Origin of the sequence: Streptococcus oralis, assembly GCF_003942875.1 — a bacterium.
Classification (GTDB): Bacteria; Bacillota; Bacilli; order Lactobacillales; family Streptococcaceae; genus Streptococcus; species Streptococcus oralis_BX.
Genome location: NZ_RMVK01000003.1, coordinates 211878 through 233288, shown reverse-complemented (window position 1 = coordinate 233288; position 21411 = coordinate 211878). Strand labels below are relative to the sequence as shown.

Annotated in this window: 19 protein-coding genes; 1 reads left to right on the top strand and 18 read right to left on the bottom strand. The window is 41.6% G+C overall.

What is annotated here, in order from left to right; all coding sequences use genetic code 11:
• Positions 1-3 precede the first annotated feature (3 nt).
• The 7 genes from murC to D8844_RS04735 all read right to left on the bottom strand — a co-directional run bounded on the left by murC (position 4) and on the right by D8844_RS04735 (position 11393).
• Positions 4-1338 (bottom strand): UDP-N-acetylmuramate--L-alanine ligase, encoded by a 1335-nt coding sequence (gene murC, locus D8844_RS04765; protein WP_125422312.1) that lies wholly within the window; start codon positions 1336-1338, stop codon positions 4-6.
• A gap of 11 nt (positions 1339-1349) precedes the next feature.
• Positions 1350-1961, bottom strand: a complete 612-nt coding sequence (gene zapJ, locus D8844_RS04760) for a divisome accessory protein ZapJ (RefSeq protein WP_125422310.1) — start codon at positions 1959-1961, stop codon at positions 1350-1352.
• 47 nt (positions 1962-2008) lie between these two features.
• Positions 2009-5104, bottom strand: a complete 3096-nt coding sequence (locus D8844_RS04755; RefSeq protein ID WP_125422308.1) for a pilus expression-regulating Snf2 family helicase — start codon at positions 5102-5104, stop codon at positions 2009-2011.
• A 91-nt stretch (positions 5105-5195) separates the two neighbouring features.
• Entirely contained in the window at positions 5196-6362 is a 1167-nt protein-coding gene (locus D8844_RS04750; RefSeq protein ID WP_125422307.1) for a MalY/PatB family protein, read from the bottom strand.
• Positions 6363-6369: 7 nt separating this feature from the next.
• Complete coding sequence (locus D8844_RS04745) at positions 6370-7464, bottom strand: cystathionine gamma-synthase (RefSeq protein ID WP_125422305.1); 1095 nt, start codon at positions 7462-7464, stop codon at positions 6370-6372.
• Positions 7465-7609: 145 nt separating this feature from the next.
• Positions 7610-9568 carry a peptide ABC transporter substrate-binding protein gene (locus D8844_RS04740; protein ID WP_125422303.1) on the bottom strand — a complete coding sequence of 653 codons (1959 nt, stop codon included), beginning with the start codon at positions 9566-9568 and terminating at the stop codon, positions 7610-7612.
• Positions 9569-9770: 202 nt separating this feature from the next.
• The gene (locus tag D8844_RS04735) at positions 9771-11393 is read right to left on the bottom strand and encodes a putative polysaccharide biosynthesis protein (protein WP_125422301.1); all 1623 of its coding nucleotides are present in this window, start codon (positions 11391-11393) and stop codon (positions 9771-9773) included.
• A gap of 105 nt (positions 11394-11498) precedes the next feature.
• On the opposite strand from D8844_RS04735, the gene D8844_RS04730 reads away from it, so the two are divergent.
• Positions 11499-12944, top strand: a complete 1446-nt coding sequence (locus D8844_RS04730; protein WP_125422299.1) for a UDP-N-acetylmuramoyl-L-alanyl-D-glutamate--L-lysine ligase — start codon at positions 11499-11501, stop codon at positions 12942-12944.
• A 31-nt stretch (positions 12945-12975) separates the two neighbouring features.
• On the opposite strand, the gene D8844_RS04725 is transcribed toward D8844_RS04730, so the two are convergent.
• From D8844_RS04725 to D8844_RS04675, 11 genes are all read right to left on the bottom strand, one after another.
• A complete protein-coding gene (locus D8844_RS04725; RefSeq protein WP_125422297.1) occupies positions 12976-13176 on the bottom strand; it encodes a CsbD family protein in 201 nt (66 codons plus the stop codon).
• A 101-nt stretch (positions 13177-13277) separates the two neighbouring features.
• Positions 13278-13928: a DUF1803 domain-containing protein gene (locus D8844_RS04720; protein ID WP_125422294.1), complete on the bottom strand. Its 651-nt coding sequence runs from the start codon at positions 13926-13928 to the stop codon at positions 13278-13280.
• Positions 13912-14424, bottom strand: coding sequence for a YiiX/YebB-like N1pC/P60 family cysteine hydrolase (locus D8844_RS04715; RefSeq protein WP_125422292.1), 513 nt, complete (start codon positions 14422-14424; stop codon positions 13912-13914). Before D8844_RS04715 ends, D8844_RS04720 begins: the two co-directional genes overlap by 17 nt.
• A gap of 122 nt (positions 14425-14546) precedes the next feature.
• Positions 14547-14873, bottom strand: a complete 327-nt coding sequence (locus D8844_RS04710) for a DUF2568 domain-containing protein (RefSeq protein WP_125422289.1) — start codon at positions 14871-14873, stop codon at positions 14547-14549.
• Between the two features lie 53 nt (positions 14874-14926).
• On the bottom strand, positions 14927-15862 hold the full coding sequence (locus tag D8844_RS04705) for a manganese-dependent inorganic pyrophosphatase (protein ID WP_125394576.1): 936 nt from the start codon (positions 15860-15862) through the stop codon (positions 14927-14929).
• A gap of 85 nt (positions 15863-15947) precedes the next feature.
• A complete protein-coding gene (locus D8844_RS04700) occupies positions 15948-16232 on the bottom strand; it encodes a GIY-YIG nuclease family protein (RefSeq protein ID WP_000349630.1) in 285 nt (94 codons plus the stop codon).
• Positions 16222-16971: a tRNA1(Val) (adenine(37)-N6)-methyltransferase gene (locus D8844_RS04695; protein WP_125422287.1), complete on the bottom strand. Its 750-nt coding sequence runs from the start codon at positions 16969-16971 to the stop codon at positions 16222-16224. Before D8844_RS04695 ends, D8844_RS04700 begins: the two co-directional genes overlap by 11 nt.
• Positions 16972-17024: 53 nt before the next feature.
• Positions 17025-17384 (bottom strand): S1 RNA-binding domain-containing protein, encoded by a 360-nt coding sequence (locus D8844_RS04690; RefSeq protein WP_000689618.1) that lies wholly within the window; start codon positions 17382-17384, stop codon positions 17025-17027.
• 1 nt (position 17385) lies between these two features.
• On the bottom strand, positions 17386-18786 hold the full coding sequence (locus D8844_RS04685) for a bifunctional Cof-type HAD-IIB family hydrolase/peptidylprolyl isomerase (protein ID WP_125422284.1): 1401 nt from the start codon (positions 18784-18786) through the stop codon (positions 17386-17388).
• 122 nt (positions 18787-18908) lie between these two features.
• Positions 18909-20012: a family 8 glycosyl hydrolase gene (locus D8844_RS04680; RefSeq protein ID WP_125422281.1), complete on the bottom strand. Its 1104-nt coding sequence runs from the start codon at positions 20010-20012 to the stop codon at positions 18909-18911.
• Between the two features lie 8 nt (positions 20013-20020).
• Positions 20021-21331, bottom strand: coding sequence for a glycosyltransferase family 2 protein (locus tag D8844_RS04675; protein WP_125422279.1), 1311 nt, complete (start codon positions 21329-21331; stop codon positions 20021-20023).
• Positions 21332-21411 lie beyond the last annotated feature (80 nt).

The following is a 21411-nucleotide window of genomic DNA, read 5'->3' as shown; positions in this document are numbered from 1 at the left end:
TCCTTATTGGACGTTGCTTGTCAAGTTAGACAAAAGACGTTCAAATGAATATTCATAGGTTTGGATGTCTCCAGCACCCATAAAGACATAAACAGCATTGTCATGGTCTAGGAGTGGAGAAACATTTTCAACAGTGATAACCTGGTGTTTCTTGTTGATTTTATTGGCTAAGTCTTCTACTTTGACATCACCATGGTCCACCTCACGAGCTGATCCATAGATTTGCGCTAGGTAGACGGCGTCTGCTTGATTCAAAGCATGGGCAAATTCGTCCAACAAGGCAATGGTTCTTGTAAAGGTATGCGGTTGGAAGATTGCCACGATTTCCTTGCTTGGATATTTCTGACGAGCTGCATCCAAGGTTGCAATGATTTCTGTTGGATGGTGGGCAAAGTCATCAATGATCACTGTATCATTGACAATTTTCTCAGTGAAACGACGCTTAACACCTGCAAAAGTTTTCAAGTGTTCACGGACCAAGTTCAAATCAAATCCAGCTGTGTAAAGAAGACCAATAACAGCTGTCGCATTCATAATATTGTGACGACCAAAGGTTGGAATGTGGAATTGACCCAATTCTTGACCACGGAAATGAACGGTGAATGTTGAACCAGTCGTAGAACGAAGAAGATCGCTAGCTACAAAGTCATTTCCCTCAGCATCAAAGCCATAGTAATAGATTGGCGCATTCGCTGTGATCTTACGCAACTCAGCATCTTCACCGTATACAAACAAACCTTTGGTAATTTGTTTGGCATAATCGTTAAAAGCATTGAAAACATCCTCTAGACTTGTAAAGTAGTCTGGATGGTCAAAGTCAATGTTGGTGATGATAGAGTATTCTGGGTGGTAAGGCATGAAATGGCGCTCATATTCGTCTGATTCAAAGACAAAATATTTGGCATTGGCTGAACCACGACCCGTTCCGTCACCAATCAAGAAACTGGTATCTGTGATGTGAGACAAGACGTGTGACAGCATACCTGTTGTTGAAGTTTTGCCATGAGCTCCTGCCACTCCCATGCTGACAAAGTCGCGCATAAAGCTACCTAGGAATTCATGGTAACGTTTGTAGCTGATACCATTTTGATCTGCATAGGCGATTTCAACGTTGTTATCTGGACGGAAGGCATTCCCCGCGATAATCTCCACATCACCTTGTAGGTTCTTTTCATCAAAAGGAAGAATCGCAATTCCTGCCTGCTCTAGCCCACGTTGAGTAAAGTAGTATTTTTCAACGTCTGAACCTTGAACCTTGTGTCCCATTTGGTGCAACATCAAAGCTAGGGCACTCATCCCTGATCCCTTGATTCCAATAAAATGATATGTTTTTGACATGCTTTTCTCCCCTACTCAGTAATTCTTGTCAGATTCAACTCTTGGGCAACCTGACGTTCCTGTTCTGTTTGCTTATTCTTTTTATTATAGATTTGACTCTTCTTTAGAAAATCGTAGTTGTTCTTTTTAGCTTTTTCCATTTGGTTTTTCGGAGTTGGATTCGCCACTTGACCAACCTCCTCAGCTAAGATATAGTGAGACTGGCTCAAGTTTTTACTAAATTTGGCAAACTCACCTGGATTTTCCTTTTGAAATGGTGCTGTTGGTTGGTTTCCTTGACGAACAAGTGTTGAACCATTGTGTCGTCTGGTATGACTAACATCCTGAGTCAAATACTTGGCTGAACGTTTCTTCTTTAAGTCCGCACGCGCCTCTTCTCGAGCCAATTCAGCATACGTTTTTTCAACTTTTTTAGGTTCTGGACTTGGCTTTGACTCCTTATTAACCACTGGAGAAACTACGGTTTCTTCTTCATTAATAGGAGACCATTCCAAATAGTTCTTATCGCGGTAATCACCTTTGATATTGCTAATAAAGTCTGACTCATCGTACAAGTCCATGACTGGCATTTTGGTCAGCATGATCTCATCATCTGACACCAATGGAAATCGATCTTGTTTCATTTTGTATTTCCTTTCAACACTTCATTATAGCGTATTGTCTTGATTTTTCAAGTGCTGGCTTCAGAAATTCCCAAAATTTCACGAATTTCTGCCAGACTGAGACTCGCACGCGACTCCGTACCATCTAAAACTTGGGAAACCAAATGTTTCTTTTGTTCTTGAAGTTCTTGGATTTTCTCTTCAATGGTCCCCTTGGTAATCAAACGATAGACTTCGACCATCTGCTCCTGCCCCATGCGGTGGGCTCGTCCGATAGCCTGGGCTTCAACAGCGGGATTCCACCAAAGGTCAACCAAAATAACTGTATCAGCTCCCGTTAGATTGAGACCAACACCACCCGCCTTAAGGGAGATGAGAAAGGCATCTCTTTCCCCTTGGTTAAAGGCCTTAGTCATCTCCTGTCTGTCATGAGCAGGAGTTGAACCTGTGATTTTGAAGGAGGTCAAGCCCAAGTCTGGGAGTTCTTGCTCGATTTTTTCCAACATTCCTTTGAACTGGGAGAAAATCAAGACCCGATGCCCACCATCAGCCACTTGAAGCAATAAATCTCGGAGACTATCGAGTTTACCACTGGCTCCTTGGTAATCGTCCATAAAGAGAGCTGGCGTATCGCAAATCTGTCGCAATCGCATGAGACCAGATAAGATTTCTACCCGACTTCTTTGGAATTCTTGATCTGTCACTTGCGCTAGGCGGTCTCGCATCTGTTGCAACTGGGCTAGATAGATGGCCTTCTGCTGGTCTTCCAGTTCATTTTTATAGACGACTTCGATCAGGTCAGGCAGTTCTGTAAGAACTTCTTCCTTCTTACGCCTCATGACGAAGGGTTTGATAAACTGCGCGACTCGCTCAGCCGGTAATTTCATAAACTCCTTTTTACTTGGTAAGAGCCCCGGTAGCACAATTTGAAAGATAGACCACAACTCTCCTAAATGATTTTCGATGGGGGTACCTGACAAAGCAAAAACTGCTGGCACCACAAACTGGCGCAAACTCTGAGCAATCTTTGTTTGGGCATTTTTCATGACCTGAGCTTCATCTAAGAAGAGAAAATCAAAAGCCATTTCTTGATAAAGCTCGCTGTCTTGACGAAAGGTGGCATAGCTAGTCACATAGATTTGGTGATTTTCAGAAAGAATTGCTTCTCGATTCGCTTTCAAACCATGAACGACAGCCAAATCCAACTGTGGTGCAAATTTCCTGAATTCATCTGCCCAATTGTAGATTAAACCTGACGGAGCCAAAATCAAAACCCGACTGTCTTCTGTCACCTGACTGGTCGAAAAAGCGATGGTTTGCAATGTTTTTCCCAGTCCCATATCATCTGCCAGAATGCCACCAAAGCCATAGTTATGAAGCATCTGGAGCCAACGGACACCCTTTTCCTGATAGTCTCTCAAACTCGCCTGCACCCGTATATCTCCCAAAGGAAAATCCTCTGGATGAGTCAAATCATGAGCTAAATGCTGAAATTCTTCCGAGAAGGAGATCCTGTCTTGACCTTCAAACAACTGAGACAAACTATAAGCTAGGGATTTCCGAGCCTGAAAAGAACCATCTTTTAGCTCAACCCCCAGTTCCTGCAAATTTTGACGAATCTGCTTGGTTTCCTCATCAAAAAAGTACACTTGGTCAGAAGAACTGATATAGAAATCCTGATTGCTGGTCAGGGCTTTAAGAGCTTGATCAATCTCTTCTTGTGCAATCCCTTGGAAATCAAATTGAATTTCCAAGAGTCCTCCCTTGGACTCAATCTGAACCTGAGGAGCTTGGACGCTGTAGAGCTGATTCATCTCATCAGACAAAAAAACCTGACCCAACTTCTCAAAAGCTGGAATCGTATGGTGAAAGAAAGAATAAACTGCCTCTAGCTTCAAAGCCTGTCTCCAAGACTGAAAATCGGCCTCAAAACCAGCTCCTAGACAGACTTGAAATAGCTGGTTTTCCAAGACGGCATCGCTTGAAAATGGTAATTGTTCCAGCTGTTGACGACTAGTCACCTTAACATCTCCATAGTCAAACTGGATATCCAAGCGGATGCGACCATCATCCTCCCTATCAAAGTAAAAGATTGGTGAAAAGGGTCTGATTTGCAAGCGCACAGGAGCAGAAACTGTACCCAGCTGTCCAAATAAAGGAAGACAGGCGGCCAGACGGTCACGATCACTGTTGTCAAACTGGAGGCATTTTCTCCCTCTTTCCTCCTGAGGGAGCTCTTTGATTTCCTTTAGGAGGCTGATTTGTTTAGGATTTAAGAGATAAAGATTCCCCTTACGAAAGAGAACTGCCCCTCCATAGAATACGTTAACTCGCTCACTTTCAGAAATCTTCATCTCAAAATAATCGGGATACTCCTGCACGGAAAAAGAGAACAGTTCTGCATCTGGATCTAAATCATGAAAGAGAAGATTTTCATAACTAGTAATCTGGTGCTCAAAATGAAAATCCTCCAAGTTCATCAGCAACTCCACTCCCTGCTCAAAAAAGGTCAGAGGGAAAAAGAGGTGACGACCTTGATTGGGGAAAAAGAGCTCCTGACTCAGTCCCTCCTCAATCAAGCCACATAAAAAAGTAAGAACTTCTTGACTAGCTGTATCAAAAGCATCCCAAGACAAGTCATTTTCATAGTATTTCCCAATCATATATGGCTTTCGATGGACTAAGATCTTCAAAAAGAGAGGAATATCACGGATGACATAATATTTTTGACTATCAACTAAACCAATTCGGAGTGTCCAAAGGAGGCGATTGGTTCCAGCTTCTACCTGACCTTGAGCCGACAAAGTGTAGATTTTTTCTCGCTTCTGAGGTTGGATCCGCTCCAAAAAACTACCGCCAAAACTAACCTTGGTTTCGACCTCTTCTTGCTCTTCATGTCCTTTTTCTAAGGCTTGTAAAATCACCTGACCTTCTTCATCATTTTTCAGATAATGCTCGAGCGCTGCGAGGTGAACACAGTAACCTCTTTTTTGGAAAAAATCGCAAGCACAAAAAACCAGATCATCCTCTAAACTGTAGCGCAAGTCTTCTCCCGCCACACGAGTATAGAGGCGATTCCCTTTTTCCTTGATAATCTCAATGTCGCCTGTTTCATAGAGTGTAACACCCTCCATGCGCAACTTCCCCGGAATCAATTTAGCCATAGTTACCCCTTTATCTTATCTTTTCATTATACCACATTTTCCCCTACGAAAATAGCCTTCTAGGAAGACTTTTCTCCTAGAAGGCTTGATTTCAAAGTGTAGAAAAAGTGGTCACGATGCGTTGGCAAACCTCTTCCAGTACTGACTTCGGCATAGCTACATTGAGTCGGGCATGAAGAGTTCCCTCCTCTCCAAAGTCCAAACCTCGATTCAAGATAACCTTGGCTTCATTCTTCAAAAGCTCTTGCAAGCGGTCATCCGTTAGGTCATAGGCTGAAAAATCAAGCCAGACCAAGTAGGTACCTTGCGGTTTCATGACCTTAATCTTGGTTTCGTTGCCCAAAACATCCACTACATAGTTAATGTGGTCCTCGATGACTTCTTTTAGTTCTCCTAACCAGTCCTTGCCATAACAGTAGGCAGCTTCTGTCGCCAAATACCCCAAGCCTGAGATTTCATGTTGGTTATTGGCCAACTGGCGTTTTTGGAAAGCCACACGAAGCTTGGGATTTTCAATAACTGCATAGGAATTCTTGGTCCCAGCAATATTAAAGGTCTTAGTGGCACTGCTCAGGATAAGGGCAAAGTCTTTAAAAGCTGGATCAATGGTATTGAATGACTGGTGTTTGTGACCAAAGAGAGCCAAATCTTGGTGAATCTCATCTGAAACCAACAAAACACCATGTTTTTGGCAGAGATGCCCAATCTTTTCTAACACTTCCTTTTCCCAAACACGTCCACCAGGATTGTGGGGATTGCAAAGGATATAGAGTTTGACATCCTCTCCCACCAATTCCTTCTCCAGCTGGTCAAAGTCAATCTCAAACAGCCCGTCCTTTTCCACCAAAGAATTGGTAATCAATCTGCGATTGTTGAGTTTGACACTGCGGGCAAACGGTGGATAGACCGGTGTGTTAATCAGAACAGCCTCTCCCTCTTTTGTAAAGGCTTGAATAGCTGTTGAAATAGCTGGTACCACTCCCTCGATAAAGACGAGGGCATCCTTGTCAAAGCGATAGCCGTGTTGACTGGATTCCCAGTCCTGAACCGATTCAATCAAAGCATCGCTAGCATAGGTATAGCCATAGACCAACTGATCTGCGTAGGCTTGTACAGCTCGTCGAACCTCAGGCAAAACCACAAAGTCCATATCCGCTATCCAAGCTGGTAGAACTTCTCGATCAACTTCTGCTTCTTTCCATTTATAGGTATGATGCCCAAAACGATCGGGCAGGCTTGTAAAATCATATTTCCCCATATCTATCTTATCCTTCCAAAGCTTGGCGCAAGTCCGCAATCAAATCTCTAGCATCTTCAATCCCAATTGACAAGCGCAAGAGGTCATCTGTTAATCCATAGGAATGACGCACTTCTGCTGGAATATCCGCATGGGTTTGAGTCGTCGGATAGGTGATCAGACTCTCAACCCCACCCAAACTTTCCGCAAAAGAGAATACTTTCAAGCTATTTAAAATATGAGGAATACGTTTTTCATCCACTACTTTAAAGGAAATCATACCTCCACGTCCTGTATAGAGCACTTCCTTGACATCAGGTGAATCCTTCAAAAAAGCAACCACTTCTTGGGCATTGGCTGTAGAACGCTCCATACGAAGAGGTAGAGTTTTAAGGCCACGAATCAACTGATAACTATCAAACGGTGACAAGACTGCACCTGTCGTATTCAAATTGTAGAACAGTTGCTCATATAGTTCTAAACTATTAGTCACAACCACCCCAGCTAAGACATCATTGTGCCCTGCTAAATACTTGGTGGCTGAATGAAGAACGATATCCGCACCATCTTCAATCGGACGTTGGTAAATCGGACTGTAGAAGGTATTGTCCACCACTACCTTGGCACCCTTGGCATGAGCTAGTTTGGCTAGTTTGGCAATATCAAATTCCAACATCAAGGGATTAGTTGGTGTTTCAATATAGAGAACATCCACATCTTTCTCTAACTCTGCGATCAGCTCTTCTTCTGTATTGGCATAGGTAAAATGGAAACGGCCTTCCTGCTCGACTTGGTTAAACCAACGGAAAGAACCCCCATACAGATCACGAACAGCCAAGACTTTACTTCCTACTGGAAAAACACTAAAAGCTAGTACAATCGCAGCCATACCTGAGCTTGTCGCTAGGGCATAGTCTGCTGATTCGATTGCCGCCAAGACTTCCTCCGCCTTACTGCGAGTTGGGTTTTTGGTACGAGTATAGTCAAATCCTGTAGACTGACCGAACTCCGGATGCTGATAAGTTGTTGAAAAATGAAGCGGTGTTACCAAGGCACCTGTAGCCTCATCTGACTTGATCCCAGCCTGGGCCAAAATTGTGTTGATGTGTAGTTCTTTGCTCATACAATACCTCCAAATCTATAGTAACTATTGTACCACTTATTTTTACTAACTCATTTTCTTGTTTTCAAGAGCTAGTTATAGTTTCAAACTATATAAAAACGATAGTTCCTTTAGAAACTATCGTTTTTCCTGTTGAATAGACTGGTTATTTAACGTGTTTTGCCAGTTCTTCTTGGGCTTTTTTATTTGATTCTTCTTTTTCTTTTAGCCATTTTTCTTTCGCTTTTTCATACTCATCAGCCGTTACAGTCTTATCTTGTAACTTGAGATACTTGTATGATTCGACACCCTTATTTCCAGCTTGTGAGAATGGTGATGAGAATGGAACTGTCTTTCTCAAGGTCGGTGTTCCACCTTGAGAAACATTTGGAATTGCAAGGGCGCTATCAACGAGCCAAGCTTGAATTTCAGCATATTTTTCATAACGTTTTGCTGGTTCTTGCTCCTTGTTCGCTTCTTCTAACATTTGAGTGTAAGTATCCAGACCAACTGCCTTAGCCTTGTCATTGACCTCACCTGGTTCTAGACCAATGTTTTGCAACATACCACCGTTATTGACATTTAAGATATCAAGATAACTTGATGGATCCAAGTAGTCCGCACTCCAACCGCCATTATAGATATCAAAGTCTTTTTGAGCTGCAGTTTGAGCTAGGTAGCTAGAGTTGTCAAAGTCATCTGTTGATAGCTGTTGGATATCGATAACCACATTCTCAGCTCCTAGAACAGATTCGATGGATTGTTTCAAAGAACTTGCTTCAAGTACACCTTTTTTAGCTGATTGGTCAACTGTTACATCCAAGTGGATTGGAAATTGCACACCCTTAGCTTCCAATTCTTTCTTGGCTTCTGCAAATTTAGCTTTAGCCTTGTCAGGATTGTAGTATGGGTCTTGCGCGTCCGCAAAGTTGATTCCTTGCCATTCTTGGCCATAGTTGACCATCTTTTCTGAAACAACATCGCCAAAGTCTTTTCCGTTGATACTTACAAATGTTGGAGGTACAACCAAGTTACGAATAATCTTCGTTGCTCCGTCCTCCCCTTGAGATTGTGCTCCATAGGCTGTACGATTATAAGCATAGTTGAAGGCTTGACGGAAGTTTTTATTAAGAACTGCTTCTTGGGTTGATTTCTTTTCGATATCAGAGGACTTAGAAGTGAAGTTATAAGATTTTCTGTCCAAGTTGAAGTTCAAGTAATAAGAAGTTGCATTTTGCATACTATAGATGATGTTATCCTTGTTCTTCTCTTTAATGCCTTCAAAGCTTGAGCTATTTGGATAGAGACGCGCGTAGCTGTATACTCCTTCTACAAAGTTACGTGCTAGTGCATCTTGGTCACTACCATCATAATAGGACAATTTCACATCATCCACAAAGACATTTTTTTCATCCCAGTAGTTGGGATTTTTCTTGAATTCGATAACAGATTTTGAAACAAACGATTTCATCAAGAAAGGTCCATTGTACAAAATACTAGAAGGGTCTACCTTACCAAAGTCATCCCCTTTTGATTTTAAGAAATCTGCATTGACAGGGAAGAGAATGGTTGAAGTTGTTTTAGAATTCCAATAAGATTCTGGACGTGTCAAAGTGTACTGAACTGTTTGGTCGTCAATCGCCTTAACACCGACAGTTGAAAAGTCAGTTGTTTTCCCGTTGATATAGTCATCCAAACCTGCTACAGAGTCTTGAACCAGGTACAAAGCTTCGGATTTTTTATCAGCAGCATATTTCAAACCTGTCACAAAGTCTTGGGCCGTTACAGGGGCGTATTCTTCACCCTCATAAGTATACCATTTTGCATCCTTACGCAATTTGTAAGTATAGGTCAAACCGTCCTGAGAAACAGTCCAATCCTCTGCCAACGATGGAACATAGTTACCGTATTGGTCATTTTCCATCAACCCATCCACCAAATTGGTCACGATGTCATTGGTTGTTGCACGGTTTTCTGCAAGATAGTTCAAACTAGATGGATCGCTCGAATAAACATAGTTATATGTTTTAGTAGCGCTACTTGAATTTCCACATGCGCTCAGTAGAATACCAGCGCTTAACACGACACTTGCAAGTGTCAGATACTTGGCCTTAGACTTTTTCATTTCCAGAACCTCCTGTTTAAAAGTTTTGTCTTATTATACAGCTTTAGTTTTATTTAGTCAAGCAATTTCTGAAGAAAAACTTAAAAAAGCATATTTTTTGCTCTTAATTTTAGAAAAAGTTCTCTTTTTTTAAGAAAAATGTAGTATAAAAACCTTTCTATTAAAGAAAGGTTAAATTTATTACTTTTATTTATAAATCTTTTTACGATATTTTCAATCGTGTCCGTAGTCTGTCTGCTTGAGCTTTGCCGATTATCTTGTCCAGGAGTCGTGTCCGTAGGCTCATCAAACCATAAAGACCTCCTCCCAGCCCTCCGATGAGAGCCACATAAAGGAAACTCCAGAAACGTCCACTTGGTTGGAAGACAAAACCGAGTAGCCACTGCAAGAAGCCAACTAGGATAAACATGACAAGGGTCAAGATGGTAATCAAAATGGTTCGCTTCAAGATAATCTTTCGACGAGCACCCGTTACCTGGCAGATATCTCGGTACATCAAGACATTCGGAATAATCAAGCCGATAGTCGTTGAAATCAAGGGACCGTAGCTGTGGAAAATAGCAATGGTTGGCAGTTGCAAGACGATCTTAGCAATGGAACCATAGATGAAGTAAAGAACTGCCTTGCGGTTTCGGAACATAGCCTGAAGCATAGGAGACAAGACCATATACAAGCCTAGGATAGTAGACTGCAAAACTGCAAAAACAAATAAGCCCATGGCCAGACTATCTGGCTTACCGTAAAAGACTGTATAAAGAGGCTCCCCTACCATGACCACTCCAACCGTTGCAGGTAGTAGAAATAAGAAGAGCATGGTAAGGCTATCTTGGACTAGGCGAGCCGCCGCCTGCAAGTCGCCTTTTACATAGTTTTCCGTCAACAGCGGCAAACCGACACTCCCAATGGAAACTCCTACAGAGATCAAAATCATAGTAATTTTATTAGGATTGGCAGAGAAATAAGAAAACATGACAACCAAGTCTTCATTGCTGTAGTTGGTAAACCACTTCATACTATTGATAAAGGTCATCTGGTCTAAGATTTGGAAGAGTTGAATGGCTGATCCTGTCAGGATAAAGGGAATGGCTTCCTTGATGGTATCGACTAAGAGTCGCTTACTATTGATCCTATCCCGTGTTTCAAAGACTCTTTTGAGCAAACCTTCTTGGGCAAGGAAATAAATCAAGACTGCAAAACTTGCCACCATCCCCACAAAGGCCGCAAAGGTCGATTGGGTAACGGCTGATAGGTAGTCACCAGAACCCATCTTCATAATGAAGAAGGTTGCCATCAGCATCCAGATAACACGGATCACCTGCTCGGCGATTTGACTCATAGCATAGGGTTTGAGGTTATTCATCCCTTGGAAGAAGCCTCGGATGACACTCATAGATGGGAAAATCAAGACTGCCCAAGCCAAGCTCTGCATGATGGGAATCAGTTCTTTCCCCACACCGGACAAATCTGCTAACCAGGGAGAAAAGAGATACAAGACCAAAGCAAAGACTAAGCCCAAGCCCGTCATAAAGCTTAGGAAACTCCGAATCAAGGCAAAGCTATGCTCTTCTTCTCGCATGGTATTGTACTTAGCCACTTGTTTGGCGACCGCAACTGGGATACCCGCTGTCGAAATCAGCAAGAACCAGGCGTAAATATTATAGCCCATGGTAAAGAGTCCATTTGCCTTGGCAGCATAGGTCCCCATCCAGATATACCAGGGAATAATGTAAATAGCACCAAGGAGGCGACTAATAAAGTTACTAGCTGTTAGCCAAGCAGTCCCTCGCAACATCTGGGCCTGCTGGTGATTGTTTTCGTTAGACATAGCTTCCTCATTCAATTTTGATAACTAGGAAAAGTTCCTTATCTTCCATTATAAACTTTTCCTTGTTACTTGTAAAATTCGGGCTTGAAGTTTATAATAGAAAGTATGATTAAGATTGAAACCGTATTAGATATTTTAAAGAAAGATGGCCTTTTTCGCGAGATTATTGACCAAGGACATTACCACTACAACTACAGTGAAGTTGTTTTTGACAGCATCAGTTACGACAGCCGAAGAGTAAAAGAAGGCACTCTTTTTTTTGCAAAAGGCGCTGCTTTTAAAAAAGAATACCTCCTTTCTGCTATAAGTCAGGGCTTAGCCTGGTATGTCGCAGAAAAGGACTACGAGGTCGGTATCCCTGTCATCGTTGTGAACGATATCAAGAAAGCCATGAGTTTGATTGCGATGGAATTTTATGGAAATCCACAAGAAAAACTCAAAATTCTCGCTTTCACAGGGACAAAAGGAAAGACGACAGCAGCGTACTTTGCTTACCACATCCTATCTCAACGCTACCCAACAGCCCTCTTGTCAACTATGAACACAACTTTGGATGGCGAGACCTTCTTTAAATCTTCCTTCTCAACGCCTGAAAATATCGATCTTTTCGACATGATGGCTCAGGCTGTTAAAAATGGAAGAACCCATCTTGTAATGGAAGTCTCTAGCCAAGCCTATCTTGTTCATCGAGTCTATGGTCTGACCTTTGATGTAGGTGTCTTTCTTAACATCACTCCTGACCATATCGGTCCGATTGAGCATCCTAGCTTTGAAGATTACTTCTACCACAAACGTCTCTTGATGAAAAATAGTCGAGCAGTTGTCATTAATAGCGACATGGACCACTTTTCTGTATTGAAAGAACAAGTAGAAGATCAAGAACATGACTTCTATGGTAGCCAGTCAAGTAACCAAATCGAGAACTCCAAAGCCTTTAGCTTTTCCGCTACAGGTAAACTCGCTGGTGATTATGATATCCAACTCATCGGTCACTTTAACCAAGAAAATGCAGTCGCTGCAGGACTTGCCTGCCTTCGTCTAGGTGCCAGTCTGGAGGATATCAAAAAAGGAATTGCTACAACCCGCGTTCCTGGACGTATGGAAGTCCTCACACAGAAAAATGGTGCCAAGGTTTTCATCGACTACGCCCACAATGGTGATAGTCTAAAAAAACTGATTTCTGTTGTAGAAACTCATCAAACTGGAAAGATTTCTCTGGTTCTCGGTTCGACTGGAAACAAGGGTGAAAGTCGCCGCAAAGACTTTGGCCTCCTCCTCAATCAGCATCCCGAGATTCAAGTCTTTCTCACCGCGGATGACCCCAACTATGAGGATCCAATGGCCATTGCTGAAGAAATCAGTAGCTATATCAGTCATTCTGTTGAAAAGATTGCCGATCGTGAACAAGCCATCAAGGCGGCGATGGCCATCACAAATCAAGAACTCGATGCCGTGATTATTGCTGGTAAGGGAGCTGATTGCTACCAGATCGTCCAAGGAAAGAAAGAAGACTATCCCGGAGACGCAGCTATCGCAGAACGTTATCTATAAAAAAATCAAGGGAATGTTTCCCTTGATTTTTTTAGTCTTCTTTCTTAAATGAATTTTTAAGACCTTCAACGGCACCTTCTACAGCGCCTTTAGCATCTTCAACTACTTCTTTTGCTTTCGCAATTGTTTTTTCTACAGTGCCTTCTGCTTCTGTCTTGCTATCGCCAGTAACTTTACCAAATCCTTCTTTGATAGCACCAGTTGCTTGATCCAATTTATTTTCAAGTGACATAGTTCTGTCTCCTTTGCTTTTAATACGATAAACGTTATCGCTTACATTTAGTTTATGCTTATTCTTTAGTAAAGTCAAACAATCTGCTCAAAATGAAGCAATTAAGGTAAATAGAAAGACAATCTCTCCTTGTCGAAATCAACAGCCAACTCATACTTCCCTTCTTCGTTTTGCACAATATAGCCTAGGACGACCAAACTATCCACAAAGATATCACAGCGTTTCTGCATCAGTTGATCTTTTTTGAGGAATTTTAACAAAAAAGTCGTCATATATTTGAGGGCATACTCAGGGTTAACATCTCCTAAAATATCATAGAGTTTCTGCTGTTTTTCTGTCAAAGGATATTGATTCTTGACCTTGTAGAAATAGTTGGACAAGGTCATCTTTTCTCTTGCAAAGTCCGTATGTTCGACTAAAATGGCGGCATTGGTTTGATTGCACAATTCTGTCTCAAAACTCTTCTCCAGCAAGGCTTGATAAACTGGACTATCCTCTCTGATAAAAATTTCTTGGTCAAGGGATAGACTGTCTATTGATTCTAGAAAAGGGAGATTAAGGGAATAACGTTTGTTTTCCCTTAGGATCAAACCTGCCTTAATATACTCTTCCATGAGCTTATCAACTGCTACATCTGGAAACTGGGCCTTGATTTCTCGAAGGATCACATCATCATGCTGATCCAGATAGCCCACTAAATCTATAAAAAATGGCTGCCGAGTCAAACGAGAGGGATTAAAAATCTGAATCATGAAGATTCCTTTCTTTACATTCTAAAAGAGGGGATGCTGCTAGTCGACTAGGATTGGTCCCTGGTTGATTCAGAGGCACTGGAAGTTCGAGTTTCCTGTAGTATTCCCTCCAAAAATCACTGATCTCCTGCTCCCCGTCCCCAAATTTCATGGGAATAGTTTCAAAAATCGGTAGGATTTCAGCGATATACTGGGAGCAATAAAAGCCATTCCCATCCGGATAAAACGAGGCATTATAGGGTGCACCTAAATGTTTGCTAGCTCTCTCCTTCACCAAGTCAGCTTCCAGCTCTGGATAGACATAAAGGTCGTAAAGATGAGTCGGTTCAAAAAATTCAGCCGGTTCTTGACAGATAACACCAGCTTGCCCACTAGCATGGTAGATGAAACCGTCCAAAAAGATGGCTACATGACTATAGTTCCCAGTAGAAGCCTGGATGGCCTGCCCCATATCTGAAAGGTCCTTCACAAAGATCAAATCACCATTTTCTAACATCTTTCTCTCCTAGAAAAAAAGGAGCCGAAACCCCTTTAGCTATATGGAAAACACTGTTTTCTCGTGTCAATCTCCAGTCAAATAATTACCATTTAAATAATTCATTAACTATATTATAAGAATCACTCTAGCTGAAAATAATAAAGCAGACCCAAACTTCCAAAAGACAGAGCTAAGTAGAGGATTCCTATTTGCAATCCATACAAATACCAAAAACTACCACTAACCAAAATAAAAATCGATGTCTCAGCAACGAGGCGATGCCATTTTTTAAAAGCATATGGAGATTTTGGTGCCATGTATCGCGCCCAAAATAAGATTAATAGAACTGCTAGAAGAAAAAATAGGAATTTTTCCAGCCAAGAAATTTGTATCACAGATACGGAGAAAAGACCAAGGATTGCCACCACCTCAACCAAAAAGCGCAGTCCTTCAATCAATCGCATCATGCTATCACCTTCTATAAATAGTCAAATTAACAGTTCCAAATATTCATTAAGAATTACCCATTAAAGCTTTCAGTCAACTGAGGCACCACTTGTTTCTTACGTGAAACAGCACCTGGAAGGAAAGCGTGGTTGTTTTCAAGTTTGAAATTGAAAGCTGCTTCGACCTTGTCCATGTTTGATCCAAGAGCCAGAATTTCAGAGTTTGAGTTGACGATATCTGTAATCATCAAAACAAAGTCAGAGTAGCCGTTTGCTGCATTAGCCGCTTGCATTGCAGCTTCAATTTCTGCTTGGCGTTCCAAGACTTCAGCAATATCAACTGTATTCACTTGGGCAACACGAACCTTATTTCCGTTGAGTTCAAAGGTCTTAGCATCGATGTCGATCAATTCTTCAGCAGATTTGCTTGCCAAGTTCGTACCAGCCTTCAGCATAGCAAGACCGTACTCTTCCAAGTTGACACCAGCCAAGTCAGCCAATTCAGGCGCAATCACTTTATCAGATGGGTGAGTTGTTGGTGATTTCAAAAGAAGGGTATCTGAAATCAAACCTGAAAGCATCAAACCTGCGATTTCTTTAGGAACTGCTACACCATGTTCTTTGAACATGCGGTAAACAATAGAAGACGCTGATCCAACTGGTTCCAAGCGCATGTAAAGTGGGCTTGCAGTTTCAAAGTTAGCCACACGGTGGTGATCCACTACTCCGTAAACTTCTACTTCAGCGATATCTGACACTGACTGTTGGAATTCATTGTGGTCAGTCAAGATAACTTGCTCTGCACCTTCTGCTTTAGCAGATGTGATGACGCGTGGTGCTTCTACACCAAAATAGTTCAAAACGAAGGCTGTTTCTTCATTAGGAGTTCCAAGTGCTACTGCTTCTGTGTCCAATCCATAAGCCTCTTTTGCAAGATAAGCAAAGGCTACAGATGACCCGATGGCATCTGAGTCTGGATTTTGGTGACCAAATACTAGAATCTTAGACATGATAATACCTCTTTAAATTTATTCATCTTATTTTAGCACTTTTTTCCTCTTTTGACAAAAGTAAGAGGAGCCAAAAGACTCCTCGTTAGATATCAATATGGTTGACTAGATTTTTCTCTTGATTTTCGGATAAAAATCGTTCTTTCTGTGGACGTTTCTTGCGTTTGAGAAGAGCCTCTGCAGACATGGCTTCTTCCTTACTGGCAAAACCCTCTACATAGATGAGTTTGACTGGCAAGCGAGCTCGGGTATACTTGGCTCCCTTACCACTATTATGAACGGCAAGACGTCTCTTCACATCCGTTGTATAGCCTGTATAGTAAGAACCATCACGACACTCTACCACATACATATAGGCCTTATGATCCATAGTAAATCTCTTGAATTTCTGGTGTGTAGGAACCATTATCATTGTGAACGATGAGTGGTGGCAAGACCTTAAAGCCACTGGTCGATCCATCCTTGATAGCTTCGATTAAGAGCATATTGGCCTCCTTCTCACGTTTCGGATAGACAAATTGCAAGCGCTTGGGTGCCAAATTGTGGCGTTTGAGCATATCTAGGATATCCAAGAGCCGATCAGGACGATGGACCATAGCCAAACGGCCATTAGACTTGAGAATACTCTGAGCACTTCGACAGATTTCTTCTAAGTTAGTTGTAATTTCGTGTCTGGCCAGAAGGTAGTGTTCACTCTCGTTGAGATTAGAATGCGGATCCACCTTAAAATAAGGAGGATTGCATAAAATCATATCCACCTTACTTCCCTGAATGTGGGCTGGCATATTTTTCAAATCATCACAGATGACCTGCATCTGCTCTTCCAAGCCATTCAACTGAACCGAACGCTCAGCCATATCCGCCAAACGCTCCTGAATTTCTACAGAGAGAATTTTTGCCTTGGTACGACTACTTGCAAAAAGTCCTACTGCACCATTGCCAGCACAAAAGTCCACAATTAAGCCATTTTTAGGAAAGCGTGGAAAGCGTGACAAGAGAACACTATCCACCGAATAGCTAAACACCTCTCTATTTTGGATGATCTTGATATCTGTCGAAAAGAGCTGATTGATTCGCTCTCCTGGTTTTAATAATTGTTCTTCTTTCATACTTTTATTATAACAAATGATGTTAATATTACAAATGATTTAGATAATCGTATTTATGGCTTCTTCTTTAAATGCTCTAATGCCTCGCGCGTCCAAACAGGCATCATTCGGGCAAGAGGCGCAAAACCGTGCTTGATCCGATCATTTGAAAAACGTCTCCGTCTTGGTAATTGATGCTTTTCCTCTTCCAAGGTACGTATGGAAAGACTAGCCTTCCCAGTGTATTCGTCAAAATCCACCACCTGAACTTGGACTTCATCGCCAATTTTTAAAATGTCATAGATATTTTCAATAAATCCCGTCCGAATCTCCGAGATGTGAATCAGCCCTGTCACCCCTGTCTCTAACTCAACAAAGGCACCATAGGGCTGAATTCCTGTAATACGCCCAGTTAGCTTATCACCAATTTTCATTCTAGTCCTCAATTTCAATCGTTTCAATTACTACATCTTCAACTGGTTTGTCCATTGCACCAGTCTCAACAGCTGCAATGGCATCCAAGATCGCAAATGATTCAGCATCTACCAACTGCCCGAAAACAGTATGGCGGCGGTCAAGGTGAGGAGTTCCACCTTGTTCTGCATAGATCTCAGCGATTGGTTCAGGCCAGCCACCACGCGCAATCTCTTTCTTAGAGTACGGCAAGTGTTGGTTTTGCACGATAAAGAACTGGCTACCATTGGTATTTGGACCCGCATTGGCCATAGAAAGGGCACCACGGATATTATAGAGTTCTTCAGAAAATTCATCTGCAAAAAAGTCACCGTAGATTGACTCGCCCCCCATACCAGTACCAGTTGGGTCTCCACCTTGGATCATAAAGTCCTTGATAATTCGGTGGAAAATGACACCATCATAGTAACCATCTTTTGACAGAGCAACAAAGTTAGCCACTGTTTTAGGAGCCTGTTCAGGGAAAAGCTTGATACGCAAGTCTCCGTGATTTGTCTTAATGGTCGCAAGAGGACCTTCTACTGTTTCAATTTCTACTTGTGGGAAATGCAATTCTTTTTCTACCATACCAAATCCTTCTAAAGCATCAAAAATGCCATCTTCTTCTACTGTTTTTGTAATATAATCTGCTTTTTCTTTGATTTTTTCATGGGAAACACCCATAGCAATACTGATTCCAGCATAATCAAAGAGTTCCAAGTCATTGAGACCATCCCCAAAGACCATGACATTCTCTGGTTTCAAGCCTAAGTGCTCCACCACCTTGGCTACACCAGTTGCTTTGGATCCTGAAATCGGCACGATATCAGATGAATGTTCATGCCAACGCACCATGCGAAGTTTACCAGAGAGACTATCTGGTAACCGCAAGTCATCCCCTTTTTCCTCAAAGGTCCACATCTGGTAAATGTCCGCTTTTTCATGGAAGTTAGGATCCACATTCAAGTTTGGATAAATCGGGTCAATCGCCTCACTGATCAGTTCTGTTCGCGTAGAGAGTTTGGCGTCATGACTACCAACCAAGCCATATTCAATTCCCTCTCGCTTTGTCCAAGAAATGTACTCCTCAACATCTGACTTGTCAATCTGATGCTGATAAATGACCTGGCCTTTTTTATCTTCGATATAAGCCCCATTCAGAGTTACAAAAAAGTCTGGCTTGAGCTCACGAATCTCTGGAACGACACCGAAAATACCACGCCCAGAGGCAATTCCTGTTAAAATTCCTTTTTCACGTAACTGTTTAAAGACAGTGGGAATTGTAGCTGGAATAAAACCTTTCTTTGACGTACGCAAGGTATCATCAATATCAAAAAAGACGATTTTAATCTTCTTTGCCTTGTATTTTAATTTTGCATCCATCTCTCTACCTCTTTTTTATCACTCCTTCCATTATACCATAAAGCTGATGAAATTCCTTTTTTGAAAAAAGATGAAAATCCTATCAAAAAGAGAGCCAGAAAAACTAGCCCTCTCTTTTCATCCTAGAACATCTCTAGAGCAATCATGGTAATCATCGTTGCATCATAGTAGTTGTCCAAAGGTAAATCTTGTGTGAAAATGTATTTATTTTGTTGAAGAAGTTTCAGATAACCTTCTCCCTTATCAGACGCATAGGTAATCGGTGCCAAGAAACTACCTGCCTGGTATTGATTGAGGGCCGTTCCGTTCAAGTCATAACCAGCATAAATGCGTTGCTCTTTCATAAAGAAATCCATCATCTTTTGAACGAGTTTTTGGCTTCTTTCATCCTGACTCTGTGACAAGTGATAAGGCAAACGGCAAGCGTTATAAGAGTACGCCCCATCGTATTGAGATTCGATAGTATTGGCATCAACAAGACGTGCCCCAGACTTCTCAGCCCAGATAAAGTCTGGCAAGAGACCCGTATCAGAATGAGAACTGATTTGCTCTAGTTGGCCAAGCATCTTATCCTTAACATCTAACCACTGTTTATTTCCAGTCAGGTCATAGAAAGATTGGAAATAGTGAGGAAGAGTATCAGACGTCCGCATCAAGTAATAATAATCGGAATCCTTGTTTGCCCAGTTCCCTACTGTTAGGACACCTGTCTCTTCATTATAATTGTATTTAAGGATATCATCCAAGATTTTTTTAGCTTGCGCTTGGTATTCCTGTGCTTTATCTGGCCACTGCTTGTCAGCTTCAATCAAAGAATAAGCGATATAGAGATCTCCATCAGTTGCATTTTGTTTCTCGACCGTTTCACTACCATTTGTGATCACTTGCTTCCAAGACATCAACTGCGTTCCCTCGATACGATGATTTTGGTAATAGCGATAAAGGCTTTCATAATCTGCTTGTGTTGCTTGCCCTTTTTGGGCTGCTAAAACCGTTATGAGCATGCCGTAACTTTGGGCTTCTGATAGAACCGTCGTTTCCTCAGAATCATTCGTCGTACGAACATAAGACTGATCGCCTTTTGTAACAAGGAACTGTTGACTCCATTGGCTGTAAATTCGATTCCGCATCTCAATTTTAGTCCTTCCTCTTGCTAAAAACAAGGCTAAACAAAAGATAGAAAGGATGAGTACAAACCAGACATATTTTAATTTATTCGTTTTCATAGAACCTCCTATCCTGCAAACCGTTTGGTTTTAACCCACTTGGTTTCTTTTCTTCGGAGTACCTTGTCCAGAACGATTGAAGAAATGGAATCAACAGAAACAACGATAAACATCTGTGCATAAGTGAAATAGGCAGCCAAAGCCAACCAGATTTGCTTTGTCGTCGCTTGTCCAAATTGACTTGCCAATGCTGTCATAATTTGCATCAAATAGAGACCAATCATGAGAATCCAGTTAAAGAGCATGAGCTGGGCGATATAGATATTGTCCGCATCAAAAGCGAACGGAACCCTGATATCTGGGAAGAAAAGATTAAGGCAGATTGCTAGCACATTCGCTAGGAAAATCAAATCCGATAGAACAATGGCAAAGTTAAACCAAAAGAAAACACACGAATAGTTAAAAACTTCTAATTTAACACGCCAGTTTGCTCTGCCAAATAAATGCTTAAAGTTTGAAAGAACAACTTCATAATTTCCTTTCGCCCAACGTTTCCGTTGCATATAGTAACTCTTTAAGGTTTCAGGTTCTTGTTGGAAAGCCTCTGAATTATAGGCAAGGGCAATCAATTTACCACTCTGCATGATTTTGAAGGAAATATCTGTATCCTCGGTTAAGGCACCATTTTTCCAACCACCGATACTCTTTACAAAGTCGGTTTGAATGATAAAGTTGGTTCCTGGGATACGCCCAATTTTAAAGAGATGCCACATCCCAACGTGGTGCACGCGCTGAGTAACAACGATTTCCTGGTTGATACAACGAGTCAAGAAATTTTGATTGGCATTTCGAGTCTTGTTGCGGCCGAAAGATGCCACATGACGTTCTGGATCCTTCATCACTTCTTTCACAAGGAAATAAAGAGCATTTTTTTCAGGCATGGCATCTGCATCATAGACACAGATGTATTCGCCTGTTGCCATCTCCAAAGCATCGTTTAAAACGCCCGCTTTTCCTCCCGTACCAGTACGATCAATAATAGTCAGATTTCTTCCTGCATATTCAGGCATGGCTTGTACAGACAAACATTCTGCATAGGTGTTATCCGAACAGTTATCCGCAAATAAGAGCAATTCCACACGGTCGTGAGGATAATTCATGTCCAAGATAGCTTTTGCCGTTTGGGCAATAACCACATCCTCATTATGAGCAGGAACAACAATGGTAACCTTAGGATAATAAGGTAGCGGCGAAGTATCCACACGAAAATCACTGTGTTTAAACCAAAAGTGTACTGCCGAAAAGAGAATTACCAAGCCCCAAGCTAGAGAAATCCAAATTGTAAGCAAGGTAAAAATCATTAACATTTGACTAATCATGATTCACCGCCTTAAAATTTTTGTTCACTCGATGGTAAAGAATATTGTATGCAATAAATAATATGATAAAACAAATGCCA

What these genes read in the sequence shown, in the direction of transcription:
- murC (WP_125422312.1), bottom strand. Translation starts at nt 1,338, where the DNA reads ATGTCAAAAACATATCATTTTATTGGAATCAAGGGATCAGGGATGAGT.
- zapJ (WP_125422310.1), bottom strand. Translation starts at nt 1,961, where the DNA reads ATGAAACAAGATCGATTTCCATTGGTGTCAGATGATGAGATCATGCTG.
- D8844_RS04755 (WP_125422308.1), bottom strand. Translation starts at nt 5,104, where the DNA reads ATGGCTAAATTGATTCCGGGGAAGTTGCGCATGGAGGGTGTTACACTC.
- D8844_RS04750 (WP_125422307.1), bottom strand. Translation starts at nt 6,362, where the DNA reads ATGGGGAAATATGATTTTACAAGCCTGCCCGATCGTTTTGGGCATCAT.
- D8844_RS04745 (WP_125422305.1), bottom strand. Translation starts at nt 7,464, where the DNA reads ATGAGCAAAGAACTACACATCAACACAATTTTGGCCCAGGCTGGGATC.
- D8844_RS04740 (WP_125422303.1), bottom strand. Translation starts at nt 9,568, where the DNA reads ATGAAAAAGTCTAAGGCCAAGTATCTGACACTTGCAAGTGTCGTGTTA.
- D8844_RS04735 (WP_125422301.1), bottom strand. Translation starts at nt 11,393, where the DNA reads ATGTCTAACGAAAACAATCACCAGCAGGCCCAGATGTTGCGAGGGACT.
- D8844_RS04730 (WP_125422299.1), top strand. Translation starts at nt 11,499, where the DNA reads ATGATTAAGATTGAAACCGTATTAGATATTTTAAAGAAAGATGGCCTT.
- D8844_RS04725 (WP_125422297.1), bottom strand. Translation starts at nt 13,176, where the DNA reads ATGTCACTTGAAAATAAATTGGATCAAGCAACTGGTGCTATCAAAGAA.
- D8844_RS04720 (WP_125422294.1), bottom strand. Translation starts at nt 13,928, where the DNA reads ATGATTCAGATTTTTAATCCCTCTCGTTTGACTCGGCAGCCATTTTTT.
- D8844_RS04715 (WP_125422292.1), bottom strand. Translation starts at nt 14,424, where the DNA reads ATGTTAGAAAATGGTGATTTGATCTTTGTGAAGGACCTTTCAGATATG.
- D8844_RS04710 (WP_125422289.1), bottom strand. Translation starts at nt 14,873, where the DNA reads ATGATGCGATTGATTGAAGGACTGCGCTTTTTGGTTGAGGTGGTGGCA.
- D8844_RS04705 (WP_125394576.1), bottom strand. Translation starts at nt 15,862, where the DNA reads ATGTCTAAGATTCTAGTATTTGGTCACCAAAATCCAGACTCAGATGCC.
- D8844_RS04700 (WP_000349630.1), bottom strand. Translation starts at nt 16,232, where the DNA reads ATGGATCATAAGGCCTATATGTATGTGGTAGAGTGTCGTGATGGTTCT.
- D8844_RS04695 (WP_125422287.1), bottom strand. Translation starts at nt 16,971, where the DNA reads ATGAAAGAAGAACAATTATTAAAACCAGGAGAGCGAATCAATCAGCTC.
- D8844_RS04690 (WP_000689618.1), bottom strand. Translation starts at nt 17,384, where the DNA reads ATGAAAATTGGTGATAAGCTAACTGGGCGTATTACAGGAATTCAGCCC.
- D8844_RS04685 (WP_125422284.1), bottom strand. Translation starts at nt 18,786, where the DNA reads ATGGATGCAAAATTAAAATACAAGGCAAAGAAGATTAAAATCGTCTTT.
- D8844_RS04680 (WP_125422281.1), bottom strand. Translation starts at nt 20,012, where the DNA reads ATGAAAACGAATAAATTAAAATATGTCTGGTTTGTACTCATCCTTTCT.
- D8844_RS04675 (WP_125422279.1), bottom strand. Translation starts at nt 21,331, where the DNA reads ATGATTAGTCAAATGTTAATGATTTTTACCTTGCTTACAATTTGGATT.